A 19,331-nucleotide genomic window follows, 5' to 3' on the forward strand; every position below is an offset into this window, starting at 1 on the left:
TAAAGAGCGAAATAAGAAAAAAAGAATATAGGTTTACAATTAGTCAGAGCAATTGTTTAGTCATTTCATAAAGTGCAATATTAGTAGCTTGAACCACATTCATACTACTGTTTTGACCAAACATATCAACATGAATTACATCATCCGAAAGTGATAATATATGCTCTGAAACACCAAAATTCTCATCACCAATAACTAATGCAATCGGTCTTTTATTTAAAAATTTAAAGTTGTGAATGGGTTTACTATTACTGGTAATCTCAAGTGAAATGATTTGATAATTGAGTTTTTTTAGATCCTCTGCCACTGCTGCTGCAGACTCACTAATCTGATAATCCACAACTTTTTCGGTTGCACGTGATGTTTTTGCCATTTTTCTACCTAGGCAAATATCGCTTCCGCAAAGTATGAGTTTTTCAACTCCAAACGCATCAGAAACCCTAAATAAGCTTCCAATATTAGGTGCGTTGGTTACGTTATCGCAAACCAAAATGATTGGAAAAGTTCTTTTTTTAAAGCTAGTATTATAGTGATTGAGCTGCATTTATTTGGTTTAAAATAAAAATGAAATAGTTAATAGCAACCTGTTATACTACACTTTACGGCTAAATGTGAAGGGTAACTTCCAAAACAACCATATTTATAATGATAACTGTCAATACCAACTTTATAAGTATGTGAATTGATGGATTCCATTTTTATAAAGAGAAATGCCATGGTTAATACTAGCGCAGTAATTTTAAAGCTAAGTGGGAATTTTTTCATGATGCTTATAAAGCTTGATTTTTTGTTTCTATTTCTTAACTCTCAAAGGCATATTTAATAATATTGGCACCCATTCTTAGAGCTTTTTCTCTAATATCTTCAGGGTCATTATGTACTTCCGGATCTTCCCAACCATCTCCCAGGTCACTTTCATAGGTTAACAACAGGATTAATCGGTCTTCATAAAAAATACCCAGTGCTTGTGGGCGTTTACCATCATGTTCATGAATTTTTGGCAAGCCATTAGGAAACTTATAAACACTATTAAAAATCTGATGTTGACTTGAGATTTCAACTAAGTCTATATTTGGAAATACTTTTTTAAGTTCTTTTGTAATATATGGATACATCCCATAGTTATCATCAATATGTAAAAACCCGCCGGATATCAGGTAATTACGTAAATTTTCAGCATCATGATCACTAAAAAAAACATTTCCGTGACCTGTCATATGCAGTAGCGGAAATTGAAAAATATCAGGACTGCCAACTTCAACGGTTTGAGGCTTAGTATTTATTTTAGTATCTATATGATCATTACAAAACTTAATAAGGTTAGGTAAGGCCGTAGGGTTGCTATACCAGTCACCTCCGCCTTTGTATTTTAGAACAGCTAATTCTTGTGCAGATAAAGCTAAAAGTAGAAAGTTAAAAGTTAAAAGCAGGATTACTTTTTTCATAATTCTTTAAGATTCATTTATAAAAACTACTGAGTGACAGGCCACAATAGCTGCTGTTTCTGTTCTTAATCTGGTTTCTCCCAAAGTTACAGGAATAAATTTTTTTTGAAGTGCTAAATCAATTTCTTTTGTGCTAAAGTCGCCTTCGGGGCCAATCAGGATGGTGATGTCTGTGTTGGGGTTTAATAACTCTTTTAAAGATTTTCTGTTTGTATCTTCACAATGTGCAATAAACAGGTCACCAGAAAAATCCTTAGCTATAAAATCCTTAAAACTAATTGCCGAATTAAGTTTAGGAAGGTAGCAACTTAATGATTGTTTCATAGCAGACTGCAATATGCGTTCAAAACGTTCTGGTTTGATCACTTTACGTTCGCTATGGTCACAAATAATAGGAGTGATGCTATCAACTCCAATTTCCGTAGCCTTTTCTATAAACCATTCGTAACGATCATTCATTTTAGTAGGAGCAACAGCCAGATGTAAATAATTTTTAGGCTTAGGTTTTAGTTGTTTAGAAACCACAACCGCTATACATTTATTTATAGCAGGTATGGTAATTTCTGCGGTAAATAACCAGCCTTTTCCATTTGTGATATGAAGTTGGTCACCGGATGTTTTACGCAGAACTTTTACAATATGCCTGCTTTCATCTTTTTGAAAGGAAAACTGAGTACTGGTTTCGGTTAGGTCCGGGTTATAAAAAAGTTGCATAGGGCTAAAATAGGAACATTTTTTAAATCTTTAATCGTGCGGAAGCTATAACATCTTGTTTGGCAAAATCACTTTCTAGATATTTTAAATATCCCACAATAGCAATCATGGCTGCGTTATCTGTTGTGAATTCAAATTTTGGAATGTAAGTAGTCCATCCAAATTTTTGTTCCCCATCCTTTAAAGCCTGACGTATACCAGAGTTTGCCGAAACTCCGCCACCAATAGCAATATGCTTTATACCTGTTTCTTTAGATGCTATTTTTAATTTGTCTATTAAAATCCCAATTATGGTATGTTGAATGGAAGCACAAATATCATTTAAGTTGTCTTCAATAAATTTAGGATTAGCTTTTACTTCTCTTTGTATAAAGTATAGAATGGCCGTTTTTAAACCGGAAAAACTAAAATTCAAACCGTCTACTTTGGGCTTGGTAAATTTAAATGCCTTAGGATTTCCCAGTTTAGCACGTTTATCAATTTCCGGACCTGCAGGATAACCTAAGCCCAGTATTTTTCCACTTTTATCAAAAGCTTCACCAACGGCATCATCTATGGTTTCACCAATAACGGTCATCTTAAAATAGTGGTCAACCCTTACAATTTGGGTATGCCCTCCGGAAATGGTCATCGCTAAAAACGGAAAAGGCGGCTTATCAAACCCATCTTCATCAATAAAATGAGCTAAAATATGCCCTTGCATATGATTGACATCTATTAAAGGGATATTCAACCCAAAAGCCAATGATTTTGCAAATGAGGTTCCTACCAATAAACTCCCCATTAGGCCTGGTCCCCTGGTAAATGCTATGGCATGAAGTTGGTCTTTAGTAATGTTTGCTTTTTTCAGTGCTTGAGATACCACAGGAACAATGTTTTGCTGGTGTGCTCTTGAAGCTAATTCCGGCACCACACCACCATATTCTTCGTGTATTTTTTGGTTGGCTACAACATTACTTAAAATCCGTCCGTTATGTATTACAGATGCGGCGGTATCATCACAAGATGATTCAATTCCTAGGATATAAATATTTTCTGAAAACATTAATAAAAATTAGGCATAATAATTGTTAATTTTGAAAACGAATAAACCCTTCAAATATTGGTTTTAAACGTCAATGCAAAACTACTCATTTATTTTTTTAATGAGAATTATAGAGGCTAGGATAATAAGGATTACTAAGACTCTGACCTGCAATTGATATTAACTAAAGAAGTGTAGTTTATTCTTATTTAAAATTATAATTTTAACAACTATCAAGAAATTTCTAAAAATACTATCAAAAGTAGCAGGTATTCTTCTACTGTTATTCATCATATTAGTGTTGGTGTTGTCTATTCCTTTTGTGCAAACAAGATTGGGTAATTATGTTACTAAAAGGTTGAATGACGATTTTAAAACAAATATCAACATCAATAGAGTTAGTTTACAGTTTAATGGAGATATTGAGTTAAAGGAAATTTTTATTGAGGATTATAGAAAAGACACGCTAATAGCCATAGAAGAGCTTAACACCTCAATATTAAACTTTAAAAATCTATCAAGCGGTGATTTAGTTTTTGGAGATATTGATATTGAAGGTCTGGTTTTTAATATAAAGACGTATAAGGGTGAAAATGATACTAACCTTGATGTTTTTGTAAATAGGTTTGAGACTGATAATCCTAAACAAGAAAAAAGCGACTTTTTATTATCGTCAAGTGATGTATCCATTTATAATGGGGTTTTTAGTTTGTCCAATGAAAATAGAGAAACTGTAAAACAGCTTCATTTTAAAAATTTAAATATAAATGCCACTAATTTTTTAATACATGGCAGTGATGTTAGTGCAAGAATAAACACATTGAATTTTGAAGAATGGAGGGGCCTGCAAATGAAAAATCTTATGACGGACTTTGCATATACTTTAAAGGACATGACATTTGCAAATCTCCAAATAAAAACACCAAATTCAGTTTTAAAAGGCGATTTGAAGTTCTCCTATAACAGGGAAGATCTACAGTATTTCACTGATAAGGTTTTAGTGTCAGCAAGTTTCAAGGAGTCTGATGTTTTATTGGATGAACTCAATACGTTTTATAATGAGTTTGGAACTAATCAAAAAGTTAGATTTAGTGTTGATCTTTCAGGGACTTTAAACGATTTGAAGGCTACCGATTTCAGGCTAAATACGAGTACTAACACCAGAGGCTATGGTAACGTAAGTTTCAAGAATTTATTCAACTCAGAACCTAATAATTTTTATATGAAAGGAGACTTTAAAAGCTTATCTTCAACATATAGGGATTTAAAAGGGCTGTTACCAAATGTTTTAGGGAAATCTATTCCCACATCCTTTGAAACTCTCGGGAAATTTACTATTACTGGAAACACACAAATTACCGCATCAAAAGTAATTGCCAATATAAAAATAAAAACCGAGTTGGGGTTAGTTGACTCAAATCTAGAAGTAGATAAGATCAATGATATTGATAATAGCGCCTATAAAGGAAATGTGATTTTTGAGGAATTTGATTTTGGTACATTTTTAAATGCACCTAAAGTAGGATTTGGGTCATTGAATTTTGATGTTAATGGTCAAGGATTTACTGCAGAAAATATAGATACCAAAGTTAAGGGTGATATTTTTCAAATGGAATATAATGATTACAGTTATTCAGGAATAAAGGTTGCCGGAAATGTTATGAATAAAATATTTGATGGTAATCTTATAGTAAATGACAGAAATTTGAAAATGATATTTAACGGATTAGTAGATTTTTCTGAATATACCAAAAAGTATGATTTTGAAGCTGTTGTAGATTATGCAAATTTAAATACCCTGAACTTTGTTAAAAAGGATAGTATATCGGTCTTTTCAAGTAGGGTCCAAATGAACATGAATGCCGGTAGTTTTGATGATGCTTATGGAAGAATATCTTTTAAAAACACAGTTTATAGAAATGTGAACGATACGTATAGGTTTGATAAGTTTGATATAACCTCAAGATTTGAAGATAAAATACGTTACGTCTCGTTTAATTCTCCGGATATCATTCAGGGTGACTTGAGAGGACGGTTCTTTTTAAAGGATTTGAAAAAGTTATTTGAGAATTCAATTGGCTATGTATATTCAAACTATATTCCTCATGAAGTAGAAATAGACCAGGGCATAGATTTTAATTTTAAGGTTTATAACAAAATAGTTGAAGTTATTTATCCGGAAGTAGAACTTGGAAAAAATACCTTTATTAGAGGTAGAGTAGAAAGTGATGAAAGACAGTTTAAATTAACATTTAAATCGCCAAAGATTAAACTATTTGATTATTTAGCCAACAATATAGAATTACAGGTAGATAATAGTAACCCGGTATTTGACACTTATGTAGAGATTGATAGGTTAAATACCAAGTACTATAACGTGTCAGATTTTAATCTGATAAATATTACGGTAAATGACACTTTATTTATGCGTTCAGAGTTTAAGGGAGGGAAACGCAATAATGACAGGTTTAATTTAAGTTTTTACCATACAATAAATGAAGACAGTGAGTCTGTTGTAGGATTTAAAAAATCAGATTTTACCATAAAAAACAATAAATGGTTAATAAATGAAAATGATGATGAACACCATAAGGTTTCATTTGATAAAAAACTAAGTAAGTTTGATATTGATAAGTTTAAGGTAAATCATAACAACGAAGAAATACATCTTTCGGGCTTTATTAAAGATTCCACGCAAAAAGATATCAATCTGGATTTTACAAATGTAGATCTGGCCAAAATTACTCCTGATATTGATAGTTTGAGTTTAGCCGGTAATGTAAATGGTAAATTGGATATACTTCAGCAAAATGGGAGCTATCTTCCTAATTCAAGCATAGTTATTGATGGCTTTAAGGTTAATGATTTTTTGTTAGGCTCATTTGACGCTAATATTTCAGGAAATGAAACATTGTCTAATTATGGAGTAAATGCCACTATAAAAGATGATACCTCAAAGTCCTTTAGTGCAAAAGGAAAGATTAATGTGTTAGAAAACCGCTCTGAAATTGATGTAGATCTTGATTTTAATGCGTTTAAATTGTACCCGCTAAATCCACTTTTGGCCGGTATTTTATCAAATATCAGAGGAGAGGTTACAGGCAAGGTTAAAGTTGATGGTAATTTAAAACGTCCGGATTTTAATGGCGATTTAGTATTAACCAATGCAGGTTTAGCAATTCCTTATTTAAATGTAGACTATGACTTTAACAATAAGGCGTCGCTTACTCTAAAGAATCAAACCTTCGAGTTTAATAATATAGGCCTTACCGATGTGAAATATAAGTCAAAAGGGAGACTTAACGGTACTATAAGCCATGTTAATTTTTCAAAATGGGGCTTAGGTTTAGATATCAGCACATCTCGGTTACTTATTTTAGATACTCAGGAAACCGAGGAAGCATTGTATTATGGAACCGGGTTTATAGGCGGAAGAGCAAGCATTTATGGGCCTACAGAACAATTAGTGATTGATGTTACAGGAACAACAGAAGCAGGAACAGTATTTAAAATACCGTTAAGTGATGCGGCATCCTTTGGAGATAACACCTATATCCATTTTATAACTAAAGAAGAAAAAAGAGCTCAAAAAGAAGGTATGGATCTGGTTTTTAATGAGATAGATGGGCTGGAGTTAGATTTTGATTTAGATGTCACTGAAGATGCTGAGGTAGAGTTAATCATAGATAAAAGCACAGGACATTCATTAAAAGGCCGGGGAAGAGGTGGGCTTTTAGTATCTATAAATACGAATGGTAAATTTGATATGTGGGGAGATTTTGCAGTATTTGAAGGGGTATACAATTTTGCTTATGGCGGTTTGGTTCAAAAACAATTTGAAGTACAACCCGGAGGAACCATTGCATGGAATGGAAACCCTTTGAGGAATACAACTATAGATATGTTAGCCGTTTATAAAACCCGAGCAAACCCTTCGCCACTATTAGATACACCTATTAACAGAACCATACCGGTTGAACTTCAAATAACACTGGTTGGTGAACTGGAACAGCCTGAGCCGGAATTTGATTTTGACTTTCCAAATGTAAATTCTACGGTAAAGTCAGAGTTGAATTACAGATTACAGTCCAAAGAAGATAAGCAAAATCAGGCTTTGTATTTATTATCTACAGCGTCTTTTTCCAGTGGATTAAACGATCTTAGCTTTTCAGGAACCATTGCAGAGAGGCTCAACGGTATAGTAAATGGTATTTTCTCAGGAGGTGATAGTAAGTTTAATATAGGCTTAAATTATGAAGCAGGGCAAAACAGGCCGGATTATCAGACGGATGATAGAGTTGGGGTTACACTACAAACACAAATAAGCGATCGTGTTTCAATTAATGGCAAGGTTGGAGTACCGGTTGGAGGGGGAGGAGCGTCTCAAACTGTAGTAGCCGGAGATGTGGAAATTTCGTTTTTATTGAATGATGAAGGCTCATTAACTGCCAACGTATTTAATAGAGAGAACAGTATTAGAAATTTTGGTGAAGATATTGGTTATACTCAAGGCGTTGGAATTGCTTATAATGTAGATTTTGATACCTTTAAAGAACTCCTTCAAAAGCTTTTTAAAAAATCTGAAAAAGAGGAAGAAATTGTTAATGAGAATTCTGAAAATGAAGAAGAGAATGTGCTTCCAAATTATATTTCAGTTAAGCCATCTTCAGAGAAATAGAGCCTGTTTTCGCGGTCATTTTTAGTTAATTATGTTTTTTTTATCAACTAAAACGTTGTAGTTTTTAAACTCTTCTTAAAATATGATATATGTTATAGAAAAGTGGTTTTTGTTTAGTAGTTTTACACAACAAAAATTAAAAATTAATGCCAGAAACAATAAAAAAATTAGCAGTTTTAACATCGGGAGGTGACTCTCCGGGTATGAATGCTGCTGTTCGTTCAGTTGTTAGAACTTGTGCTTATCATGGAGTTGAATGTTATGGTGTTTATAAAGGATATGAAGGCTTAATAGAAGGTGATTTTAACCTGTTGGGAGCACGAAGTGTAAAAGGAATTATAAATAAAGGTGGAACCATACTTAAATCAGCACGTTCAAAAGAATTTAGAACTAAGGAAGGAAGGCAAAAGGCTTTTCAAAACCTAAAAAGTGAAGGAGTTGATGGTTTGGTAGTCATAGGAGGTGACGGATCATTTACCGGAGCACTTATTTTTAACCAGGAATTTGGTTTTCCGGTAATGGGTATTCCGGGAACAATTGACAATGATATTTTTGGTACCACACATACCTTAGGCTTTGATACAGCACTTAACACCGTAGTTGATGCTATAGATAAGATAAGAGATACTGCAAGTTCACATAACAGGTTATTCTTTATAGAAGTTATGGGGCGCGACGTTGGTCATATTGCTTTAAATGCGGGGATTGCCGGAGGAGCTGAAGAGATTTTAATTCCCGAAGAAGACTTAGGTCTAGACAGACTGGTAGAATCCCTAAACAAGAGTAGAAAATCTGGAAAAACCTCAAGTATTGTTATTGTAGCTGAGGGGGATAAAATAGGAAAAAATATTTTTGAACTTAAAGACTATGTAGATGAGAATATGGAAGGTTATGATGTAAGGGTATCAGTACTAGGTCATATGCAACGTGGTGGAGCTCCATCATGCTTTGATAGGGTTTTAGCCAGTAGAATGGGGGTAAAAGCGGTTGAATCTATTTTAGATGGGGAAAGTAATTACATGGTAGGTTTGCAAAACGGTAAAATGGAATTAACCCCTTTAGATAATGCCATTAAAGGAAAAACAAAAATAAATTTAGAATTATTGCGTGTCTCAGATATCATGAGCACTTAACATTTATAAACACGATTATGTCAAAATTAAAAATTGGAATTAACGGATTTGGTAGAATAGGTAGAATTGCATTTAGAGTTGCAGTTTCAAGACCTGATATTGAAGTAGTAGGAATCAACGATTTATTAGATGTTGATCACTTAGCTTATTTATTAAAATACGATTCTGTACACGGAAGATTTAACGGTACAGTTGATATAAACAATGGTAACTTAGTAGTAAACGGTAACGAAATCAGAATTACAGCTGAGCGTAACCCGGAAGATTTAAAATGGGATGCAGTAGGAGCAGAGGTTGTTTTAGACTGTACAGGTATCTTTACAACTTTAGATAAGGCCCAAGCACACATTACAGCTGGAGCTAAAAAAGTTGCAATTTCAGCACCATCTGCAGATGCCCCAATGTTTGTTATGGGAGTAAATCATGACAAAATTACTGCTAATGATACTATTGTATCTAATGCATCATGTACAACTAACTGTTTAGCACCGTTAGCTAAAGTTATTGATGATAACTTTGGAATTGTAGAAGGGTTAATGACTACTGTTCATGCTACAACAGCTACTCAAATGACTGTTGATGGTCCTTCTAGAAAAGATTGGAGAGGAGGAAGAAGTGCTTTAGCTAATATCATTCCTTCATCAACCGGTGCTGCAAAAGCGGTAGGGAAAGTTATTCCAGAATTAAACGGAAAGTTAACAGGTATGGCATTTAGAGTACCAACTCAAGATGTATCTGTTGTTGATTTAACAGTAAGAACTGAGAAATCTGCCTCATGGGATGAAGTAAAAGCGGCTTTAAAATCAGCTTCAGAAGGTGCGCTAGATGGTGTTTTAGGATATACTGAAGAGTTAGTAGTATCTCAGGATTTTGTATCAGAAGCTCAAACTAGTGTATTTGATGCCGGTGCAAGTATTGCTTTAAACGATAATTTCTTTAAATTAGTATCTTGGTATGACAATGAGTTTGGTTACTCAACTAAATTAGTTGATTTAGCTCAACATATTGCATCTGTATAGTATATTAATTAATAAATAATAATAACTCCATAGAGTTATTGTGTTAATAACACAGTATTCTGTGGAGTTTTTTTATATCTAAATATTATGATTTTAATTGTTGATAGTGGTTCTACCAAATCAGACTGGATTGCAGTAGATAATAAAGGAAACAAGTTGATGGAAAAGGTTCGGACTAAAGGACTTAATCCTGCTATTTTACCTGAAAAAAAGCTGAAAAAAATAATTAAGAAAAGCAATGAGCTAAAGAGTAACAGACAAAAAGTTACTCATGTGTTTTTTTATGGAGCTGGTTGTGGTACTGAAAAGCCAAGTGAGTTATTAAAAGGCGTGTTAGAAGGTATTTTTGTAAATGCACATGTTGAGGTGAATGAAGATACTTTGGCTGCAGTTTATTCAACTATAAACCATCCCAAAGAAGCTGCTGTTGTTTGTATAATGGGTACAGGGTCTAATTGTAGCTATTATGATGGAGAGGTATTACACCAACGTGTAAAATCATTAGGTTATACACTTATGGATGATGCTGCTGGTAACTACTATGGCAAGCAGTTAATTAGAGATTATTATTATAATCATATGCCTGAAAATGTGAAAGTAGCGTTTGGGGCGAAGTTTAATTTAGATTCTGATTATATTAAATACAATTTGTATAAACAGCCAAACCCCAATGCATATTTGGCTAATTTCGCAGAGTTTATGTTTTTACACAAAGATTCAGAATACACAATTAATCTTATTAAAGATGGTATTAGGCTATTTGCAAAAAATATGATTATGCAATATAAGGAGGAATTAAAAACTGCTCCTGTGCACTTTGCAGGTTCTATTGCATATTTTTCTCAAAAGGAAATAAAAGAAGTTGCAGAAGAAATGGGCTTTAAAGTTGGTAATTTTGAAAGACGCCCCATTGACGGGTTGATTCCATTTCATACAAAAGATTTATAAATTATTTCAAAGAGCGATACATCCATATTAATTAAACATATAGCGCTTTATATTTCAAACAAAGAAGATAAAAAAGCACTTATTAAGCGTATTATATCTGGAGATGTTCTTGAAGGTTTTTCCAACTTAAAAGGCGCACTTTTTTCTGAAATAACTTTAAATAAATTAATTCGGGAAGAAATTCTGCACGATGATTTTAGTATTCAGACCAGCGTAAAAAATAGCTTATTGCATTCTTCCCAAGGTGAAAGAAAGCGAGCACTCATAAATCATATAATTTTACAAAACCCGGAATATATTATAGTTGATAATGTATTTGATAGTTTAGACATTGACTTTCAGGAAGAGGTAAAAAAGATATTAACCGATCTGGGTAAACGTATACCCATAATTCAAATAGCAACCAGAAGAAAGGATATTTTAACCTTTGTGAAGGAGATATACCAATTTAGCGACGAACAACTTATAGAAGTAGATCAAAATGTTGATAACCTTCCAGGTAAAAAATTTATTGAAGCATTACCAAAGCCTGAAAAAATAAATGATAGCTTAAAAAACCCCTTAGTAAAGTTCGCAAATGTCACAGTCTCATATGGAGAAAGAGCCATTCTAAAGAACATAAACTGGGAGATTAAAACAGGTGATTTTTGGCAATTGATAGGACCTAATGGATCAGGAAAAAGTACTATATTATCTTTAATTACCGGCGATAACCCTAAAGCTTATGGACAGGATATAGAACTGTTCGGAATGAAAAAAGGAACAGGGGAGAGCGTATGGGATATTAAAAATAATATTGGCTATTATACCTCCGAAGTTTTAAGGGGATTTAGACGATTGGATTCTATTGAAAAAATGATGCTGTCCGGATTTTATGATTCTATCGGGCTTTACAAGTATCCAACAGAACGCCAAATATTTATTGTGCATGATTGGCTGCGTTTGTTAGGGCTTTATAAATTGAAAGATAAAGACTTTTTATCGTTATCTATTGGACATCAACGTTTGGTTTTGATTGCCAGAGCTATGGTTAAACATCCGCCTTTGCTTATTCTGGATGAGCCTACCAACGGACTTGATGATTCTGATGCGATAATATTTTCAGAATTGGTTAATAAGATTGCTTTGGAAAGTAATACAGCTATATTATACGTATCCCATAGGAAAGAACCGGGATTAAATCCGGTAAGTGTTTATGAGTTAGTACCCCAAAAGGAAGGCTCTATTGGTAAAATAATCTTATAAATAATTTACCTATTCATCGTAAACTCTATTTTCCTGCTCATTAACTCTAATGAAAGTAGTTCGTTTAGTCAATTCTTTTAATCGGGCGGCACCAACATAAGTGCAGGTGCTTCTCAATCCACCTAAAATATCCTGAACTGTAGTTTCAACCTGGCCTTTATACGGAACTTCAACAGACTTACCTTCACTAGCCCTGTATTCAGCTACACCACCTATATGCTTTTCCATAGCTATTGATGAACTCATTCCGTAAAATCTCCTATATGGTAAACCATTCTTTTCTATAATATCTCCGCCGCTTTCATCATGACCGGCAAATATACCGCCAAGCATTACAAAATCTGCACCAGCACCAAAGGCTTTAGCTATATCACCGGGAGTAGCACAACCACCATCGCTAACTATTTGTCCGCCAAGCCCATGAGCAGCATCTGCACATTCAATAATAGCAGAAAGCTGCGGGTAACCTACGCCGGTTTTAACCCTTGTTGTACAAACGGAACCAGGGCCAATACCAACTTTAACAATGTCAGCTCCGGAAAGTAACAGTTCTTCAACCATTTCTCCGGTAACTACATTTCCGGCAATAATTACTTTATCAGGATATTGTTCTCTGGTACGTTTAACAAAATCTGCAAAATACTCTGAGTAACCATTGGCCACGTCAATACAAATAAATTTTAAGTTGGGGTTGCTCCTGAAAATATGCAAAAGTTTTTCAGAATCACTCTCACTGATTCCTGTGCTAACAGCAATATTATTTTCAAAGCCTTTGGGTGAATTGGAAGAAAATGTATTCCAATCGTTGATGGAGTAATGTTTATGAATTGCTGTAAATAACCCCTTTTCAGATAAGGCTTTAGCCATCTCAAATGTGCCTACGGTATCCATATTTGCTGCCATAATTGGAATCCCGGTCCAGATATAAGAGCTATGCATGAATTTAAAACTACGCTCTAAACTTACTTCAGACCTACTTCTTAAGGTTGAACGTTTAGGACGTATCATTACATCTTTAAACCCTAACTTGATATCGTATTCAATTCTCATATGATAATCAATGAAATTTTTATTTTTAAAATTAGTAAAAATTAAAACATGTTTCAGGCTTATTGGTTATAATAGTTTTGTTTATTAGTTTATTATAAATAAGTTTGTTGAAAGCAGTTAAAATACATGAATTTAATTCCAAAATTTATTAAATCCATAAAAATGAAAAAGAAGCTGTCCTTTTTTATTTTTACTTCTATTGCTGCTATTCTGATTATAGGATATTCTTTTCTTGAAAAAGAGATATATACCGAAACAGCTGCAGTTTTTCTTTTTATACTGGCGGTAATTCAGGTCTTTGGATTACAATATTTTTTAAAAAATCAACTAAAGAATGAAGTCATAATAACCAACTCAAAGTTAAGAATAAAAGAGTTGTTGCAAAGTTTGAATGAAGTAGAGCAACTGACTGATCAAAAGTCCATTTACTTAACAAACATGAGTTATGAGATTAGAACGCCCTTAAGCACCGTTTTGGGGATGTTAAATATGTTAAAGCAAACAGACCTGGATATTGACCAAAAGGCACAGTTAGAAATAGCTGAATATTCTTCAAGGCATTTATTGCAATTGGTGAAAATGATAACTGATAATGCAGAAGTTGAAAATGACAATTTAGAGCTAAATCTAGTAACCACAGATTTAAAATCTGATTTATCAAAACTTTTTAAAGTATTTGAGTATCAGGCTTTTGAAAAAGGACTAAAATTTGAATATACATTTTTATCGGAGGAGAAAGATAAATTTTTGGTTTTAGCTGACTCAACTAGGATTCAACAGGTCTTAATTAATTTGATTAATAATGCTATTAAATTTACAAACTCCGGGAAGATTTCAATCATAGTCGATCAGTCTATAGGTATTGATAATGAGCAGATAGTAACGTTTTATATTAAAGATACAGGTGTAGGTATGCGCCCGGATGAAGTGAAACGGGTTTTTAGTAATTCTATATATAGTACTGATATATTGAGAGATTATAGAGGAAGTGGTATGGGAGTATATATATCATATAAATTAATAGAGTTAATGGGAGGCGAATTGAAATTAGAAAGTAAAGAAAATGAAGGTTCAACATTTTATTTCAGTTTGCAATTAAAGAAAACACTTAATTTAAGAGTAAATGAAATAGAAAATAAACCTATTTTGCCGGATAAGTTTAATGTGTTGATTGCAGAGGATAATAGGATGAATCAAAAAGTAATTAAATTTTTGCTTGAGCGCCAGGGAGCAGATTGCACATTTGTAAAAAATGGATTGGAAGCCTTGGAGCTGTATAAAATATTAGATTTTGATATGATTTTTATGGATATATATATGCCGGACATGGATGGCTATGAAGCTACAAAATTTATTAAAGAAACCAAGAAATATAAAACTAAGCATACCCCTATAGTTGCGGTATCTGCCAGTGCTTTTGAAGATGATATTCACAATGCAAAACTTGCCGGAATAGACGACTTTTTAGCAAAACCCATTGAAGTTACTAAATTGAAAGCACTTATTAAAAAGTATTCTAAAACTAATAACACAGCATAGAGCAGTGAAATTATTTCACAGCAATTATACTAATCTCTACATTAACATCTTTAGGTAACCTTGCTACTTGTACCGTTTCTCGGGCTGGAGCGTTTTCATTATCAAAAAAGCTACCATAAACCTCATTGATTATGGCAAAATCATCCATATTACTTATAAAAATCGATGACTTTATCACATTTTCAAAAGTCATATTAGCAGCTTCCAAAACAGCAGCAATATTTTGCATAACTTGTAATGTTTCAGCCTTTATATCATCCAAAACAAGCTCACCTGTTTTTGGGTTAATGGCAATTTGACCGGAAGAATAAAGAGTATTTCCCGTTAATACAGCCTGACTATATGGGCCAATAGGTGCCGGGGCATGCTTAGTAGTTATAATTGTTTTCATATGTTTTGGATTTAGAGGTATAAAATAATAAAGAAATTTTAAGCTTGCTTATAGCTGAATATCTTGTTGCCTACGTTTTTCGTATTTAAGATCTTGTAAGATACTGGATCTAATTCCTATAAAGAAATTCCAGGATTTATAAGGGCCAAATGGTGTCCAGCTAAAATTCATGCGCCAACTTAAAAGATCACGCTCAAAACGAAGTTGTGTAGATGTAAAACCTAAATTTTTAAAATCATATCCAGAAGACGCTCCAATTGACCATTTATCTGTTAATTCTATATCGCCGGAAAACATAAGTGAATGTGAAGATATTTCATTTTGCCTTCGGGCATTTGAATAATTTACAGCATAAGCTAATCTTAAGCTCCATGGAATTTTATGTTTATAAAATTCACTGGGTTCTTTTTCTTCCTCATCTTCTTCTTCACCTCTTCTTTGCTGCATTGCAAAATCTTCAGATACACCAAATAGGTCATCTGCACGTCCACCACCACGAAGGTTTTCCTCAACATTCTTATCCTTATTATCGTCTTTTTTATTTTTGTTGGAAAGTGACCAACCGGCATTAATATTTGCTGCAGTTAGCCTAAAAAGACTACCTCCATTATCAATATTAAATTTGTCAATTTTTCTGTTATTATTATCTAAGGCATAAGGGTCTAAAGTAGCACTAAAATTGATACTTAAATTATTATCAAAAAGCTGTGTGCCTCCTGTCATTCTTAAAGGACTCCACTGCAAAGAATCTCCAGCAATGTTATAAGCTGTTGAAAAGTTAAGGTTGTTTAATAGAATAATCTTCTTAGCTTCAGTTGCCGTACTATCTTTATCCCTAACTTTTGCCTCAAAATTATTAGAAAGTGATAAACCTACTGAACTTGAAAACGTTTTATTGGGTTGACCAAAAATACTTTCTTCAAATCTGGTATATTCAACCAGTTCTCGTGTAGTGGTTCCATCAGCATCAACAATATCATCGCCTTCATAAGTGTCATAATACTTACTAAAGGACGGGTTTATATTATAACTTATAGAGGGCCTCATAACGTGCCTTATAGCTTTAAATTTGACATCCTTGCCTTCCTTTTCAAAATTGAACATACCATATAGCGTAGTTCCTAAGCTGGTACTAAAATTATACGTTCTAAATGAATCAAAACCATTTACTGTTTCTGTAACTTCTTTCTCTTCATCACGATCAAAATATTTATTTACCGTTTTAAAGGTCCAAACCTCATTAAAATTCGAGCTGGCACTTAAACTAAAATGTTTAAAGACTTTAAAATTTGTAGTTAAGGGAATGGTGTGTTGAAAACCAGCTTTGGCATCATCAAACATTTCTTTTTTAAAGAATAAAGAATCAGTAGTTTGAATTCTATTCTCTCCCCTTATATTATATTGTAAATTTACATTTTGAATAATTCCTTTTTTAGAACCAGATTTAGATGCAAAAGGATACATTCTACTTATGCTTCCTTGAAATGTTGGAAGCGTCATGTTTATGATTTGTGTTTGTGTGTTTTGAGAATGTGTTGCTGTGATACTGTAATTTACCTGAGGTTCTCCGGAAAAAGTTTTAGAGTATGATATAGATGAAGATAGTGTGTTATTCAACCTGTTTCCCACATTTATCTGATTGTTAGAGAGCTGGTAATATCTACTACTACCTAAATTTACAGAGGCAGAAAACCTTGAGCTAGGGTTTGCTTTAGAATCTTGACTGTGTGACCACCGTAAATTATAAACCGTACTATTAGCGTAATCAGGAAACCCCCGCTCGCTCACTATCAAATTTTCATATCTAAAACTAAAATTCCCTCTAAATTTATAGCGTTTAGTATAAGTACTTTCTAAACGTAAACCATAGCTTCCATTGGTATAATAATCACCCAATGCCGTTAAATCAATATAATCACTAATCGCAAAATAATACCCTCCGTTTTGCAAGGAGTAACCCCGATCATTTTGCTCGGCAAAAGTAGGTAGAATAACTCCGGATGTTTGTTTTTCACTTTGAGGAAAAAAACCAAAAGGAAGCCCTACCGGAGTGGGGACATCATAAATAAAAATATTAGCTAAACCAGTTACAATTTTTTTACCGGGTACAACTTTAGCTTTTCGTAATTTTATATAATAATCAGGATCCTCTAAGTCTTTAGCCGTAGTGTATTTAGCATTTTTTATAAAGTATACAGAATCATTTTCCTTTTTGGTTATCGTAGCTATTACGGTACCTTCACCTTGTTCTGTTTTAGAATTGAAAATAAGCGCTTTTTTTGTATCAGTATTAAAAACTATAGAGTCAGGTTCAACAACATTACTGCCCTGTGTAAAAACAGGTTTTTGGGTGTAGCCTTCAGTAGAATCGATAATTCCTTTGGCATATACCGTATTTTTATTATAATCTATAGTAATACTACCAGCAGTAATATTCATATCACCATAGTCAATCTTTGCCATATTGTATAAATACAACTTATGCTGCTTATGATTAAATTTGCTATAGTCTTGGGCTTGATAAGTCACTATATGTTCCAGAAAATCCTTATTGGGTTTAATAGAGTCGGTAAGTGTAGAGTCCTGAACTATTTCGGAAGTTTCATCTTTAGCAATACTATCCATGATAACTGTTGCAGCATCTTGTTCAGTACGATCGATTACGGCACGATCAATTTTTTTTTCCTTTTTAGGAATGTCCTGAGCAAAGCTTAACGTGTTAATAAACACTGTAAAACTTAGAGCAAAAAGTATTTTAAAGTTGTTTGTATGCAACGCTTTTAAATGTATTTTTGTAAAAGTATGGCTCGGTTTTTGAAAAGCCAAAATTACATATATTTTTCTGGGATTGATTTAATATTCAATTAAAAATTTAAAAATATAATTAAGCTCAATTAGATTGAGCAATTAACCGAGTTGTTGTTAAATTCATATAGTGTTGTTTTTAAAGGTAATTTGGGTTTAACAATTGAAATAATAGTATTTACCACATGAAAACGTATAAAACATCCTTTTTCGTATTAATAATAGTATTAACTTTTTCTTTTAAGAGCCTTGTTTATGGGCAATCACCTTCAAAGGAGTTTGTTGTTATGATTGACCCTGGTCATGGAGGAAAAGATTCCGGAACACCTGGAACCGGAAGATATAAGGCTACAGAGAAGGATATTGCTTTAGATGTATCGTTGGCTTTAGGCAAAATGATAGAGCAAAAATTGTCTAATGTTAAGGTGGTTTATACCAGAAAAAATGATATCTATCCAACTTTAAACGGAAGAACGGTAACAGCTAATAAAAAAGATGTGGATCTGTTTATTTCTATTCATTGTAATGCACAACCGGGTAAGAAGGGAACAGCATATGGGTCAGAAACTTACGTGTTGGGGACTACAAGAAATAAACAGAATTTAGAGGTTGCAAAACGAGAGAATAGTGTGATTGCCTTGGAAGATGATATTGAAGTTTATAAAGATTTTAACCCGGGTTCTCCCGAAGCTATTTTAGGCCTTATGATGGCACAGGAAGAATATTTAGATCATAGTATTAAGCTTGCCAGATATATAGAAGACGAATTTCAAACTACCGCAAAACGTAAAAGTAGGGGAGTAAAGCAAAACATTTTTTACGTTTTGGCATACACGTATATGCCCAGTGTTTTGGTAGAACTTGGTTTTTTAACTCATAAAAAAGAGGAAGATTTTTTAAACTCTAAACGCGGAAAGGGTTTAATGACTAAATCTTTGTTTAATGCCGTCAATAAATATCTTGATTACTTAAGTGTTAATGCAGACAGTCCAACCTTTGTGGAAGAGGTGAAAACTAAACAATCAGCAGAAAATATCACGTTTAAAGTACAAATTGAAGCAAGTAAGAAATCCCTGGAAACTAAACCCTATAATTTTAAAGGCTTAAAAGGGATCTCTAAATTAAAGCAAGGTGATTTATATAAGTATTTCTACGGAAATACCTCGAATTACAATACGATTAAAGATTTAGAGCATGATGCTAAACAAAAGGGCTATACATCTTGTTTTATTGTTGCTTTTAAAGAAGGAAAAAAAATAGCTTTAACAGATGCGCTAAAATCAATTGCTAATTAAACAGTGTTCTTTTTAAATTTATATTAAATTTGTTTTCAAATTGAT

The 19,331-nt window shown here is 33.2% G+C and carries 15 protein-coding genes; 7 read left to right on the forward strand and 8 right to left on the reverse strand.

Annotated elements, in window-relative coordinates; genetic code table 11:
• Positions 1-43 precede the first annotated feature (43 nt).
• From VOI54_RS12770 to tsaD, 5 genes are read right to left on the reverse strand one after another with little or no spacing between them, the layout of a single operon-like run.
• On the reverse strand, positions 44-544 hold the full coding sequence (locus tag VOI54_RS12770; RefSeq protein WP_326283222.1) for a TrmH family RNA methyltransferase: 501 nt from the start codon (positions 542-544) through the stop codon (positions 44-46).
• 29 nt (positions 545-573) lie between these two features.
• Positions 574-765, reverse strand: coding sequence for a hypothetical protein (locus tag VOI54_RS12775; protein ID WP_326283223.1), 192 nt, complete (start codon positions 763-765; stop codon positions 574-576).
• A gap of 35 nt (positions 766-800) precedes the next feature.
• Complete coding sequence (locus VOI54_RS12780; protein WP_326283224.1) at positions 801-1,445, reverse strand: DUF4159 domain-containing protein; 645 nt, start codon at positions 1,443-1,445, stop codon at positions 801-803.
• A 6-nt stretch (positions 1,446-1,451) separates the two neighbouring features.
• Positions 1,452-2,159, reverse strand: a complete 708-nt coding sequence (locus VOI54_RS12785) for a 16S rRNA (uracil(1498)-N(3))-methyltransferase (RefSeq protein ID WP_326283225.1) — start codon at positions 2,157-2,159, stop codon at positions 1,452-1,454.
• 22 nt (positions 2,160-2,181) lie between these two features.
• Positions 2,182-3,204: a tRNA (adenosine(37)-N6)-threonylcarbamoyltransferase complex transferase subunit TsaD gene (gene tsaD, locus VOI54_RS12790; RefSeq protein WP_326283226.1), complete on the reverse strand. Its 1,023-nt coding sequence runs from the start codon at positions 3,202-3,204 to the stop codon at positions 2,182-2,184.
• Positions 3,205-3,541: 337 nt separating this feature from the next.
• Between tsaD and VOI54_RS12795 the strand changes: the two genes are divergently transcribed.
• The 5 genes from VOI54_RS12795 to VOI54_RS12815 all read left to right on the forward strand — a co-directional run bounded on the left by VOI54_RS12795 (position 3,542) and on the right by VOI54_RS12815 (position 12,206).
• Complete coding sequence (locus tag VOI54_RS12795) at positions 3,542-7,861, forward strand: translocation/assembly module TamB domain-containing protein (RefSeq protein WP_326283227.1); 4,320 nt, start codon at positions 3,542-3,544, stop codon at positions 7,859-7,861.
• A 146-nt stretch (positions 7,862-8,007) separates the two neighbouring features.
• Positions 8,008-8,994, forward strand: a complete 987-nt coding sequence (gene pfkA, locus VOI54_RS12800) for a 6-phosphofructokinase (RefSeq protein ID WP_326283228.1) — start codon at positions 8,008-8,010, stop codon at positions 8,992-8,994.
• Positions 8,995-9,011: 17 nt separating this feature from the next.
• Complete coding sequence (gene gap / locus VOI54_RS12805) at positions 9,012-10,013, forward strand: type I glyceraldehyde-3-phosphate dehydrogenase (RefSeq protein ID WP_326283229.1); 1,002 nt, start codon at positions 9,012-9,014, stop codon at positions 10,011-10,013.
• A gap of 87 nt (positions 10,014-10,100) precedes the next feature.
• A complete protein-coding gene (locus VOI54_RS12810; RefSeq protein WP_326283230.1) occupies positions 10,101-10,961 on the forward strand; it encodes an N-acetylglucosamine kinase in 861 nt (286 codons plus the stop codon).
• Between the two features lie 228 nt (positions 10,962-11,189).
• A complete protein-coding gene (locus VOI54_RS12815) occupies positions 11,190-12,206 on the forward strand; it encodes an ATP-binding cassette domain-containing protein (RefSeq protein WP_326283231.1) in 1,017 nt (338 codons plus the stop codon).
• Positions 12,207-12,215: 9 nt separating this feature from the next.
• Here the strand turns inward: VOI54_RS12815 and VOI54_RS12820 are convergent, their stop codons facing one another.
• Entirely contained in the window at positions 12,216-13,256 is a 1,041-nt protein-coding gene (locus VOI54_RS12820; RefSeq protein ID WP_326283232.1) for a GMP reductase, read from the reverse strand.
• Between the two features lie 162 nt (positions 13,257-13,418).
• Between VOI54_RS12820 and VOI54_RS12825 the strand changes: the two genes are divergently transcribed.
• The gene (locus VOI54_RS12825) at positions 13,419-14,795 is read left to right on the forward strand and encodes a response regulator (RefSeq protein WP_326283233.1); all 1,377 of its coding nucleotides are present in this window, start codon (positions 13,419-13,421) and stop codon (positions 14,793-14,795) included.
• Between the two features lie 10 nt (positions 14,796-14,805).
• Here VOI54_RS12825 and VOI54_RS12830 read toward each other — a convergent pair whose 3' ends face one another.
• On the reverse strand, positions 14,806-15,186 hold the full coding sequence (locus VOI54_RS12830) for a RidA family protein (protein ID WP_326283234.1): 381 nt from the start codon (positions 15,184-15,186) through the stop codon (positions 14,806-14,808).
• Positions 15,187-15,234: 48 nt separating this feature from the next.
• Complete coding sequence (locus VOI54_RS12835) at positions 15,235-18,012, reverse strand: putative LPS assembly protein LptD (RefSeq protein ID WP_326283235.1); 2,778 nt, start codon at positions 18,010-18,012, stop codon at positions 15,235-15,237.
• A gap of 164 nt (positions 18,013-18,176) precedes the next feature.
• On the opposite strand from VOI54_RS12835, the gene VOI54_RS12840 reads away from it, so the two are divergent.
• Positions 18,177-19,286 carry an N-acetylmuramoyl-L-alanine amidase family protein gene (locus VOI54_RS12840; protein WP_326283236.1) on the forward strand — a complete coding sequence of 370 codons (1,110 nt, stop codon included), beginning with the start codon at positions 18,177-18,179 and terminating at the stop codon, positions 19,284-19,286.
• Positions 19,287-19,331 lie beyond the last annotated feature (45 nt).

The sequence above is a fragment of the Alterotamlana spongicola genome (assembly GCF_035818475.1).
In the GTDB taxonomy this organism is placed as follows: domain Bacteria; phylum Bacteroidota; class Bacteroidia; order Flavobacteriales; family Flavobacteriaceae; genus Cognatitamlana.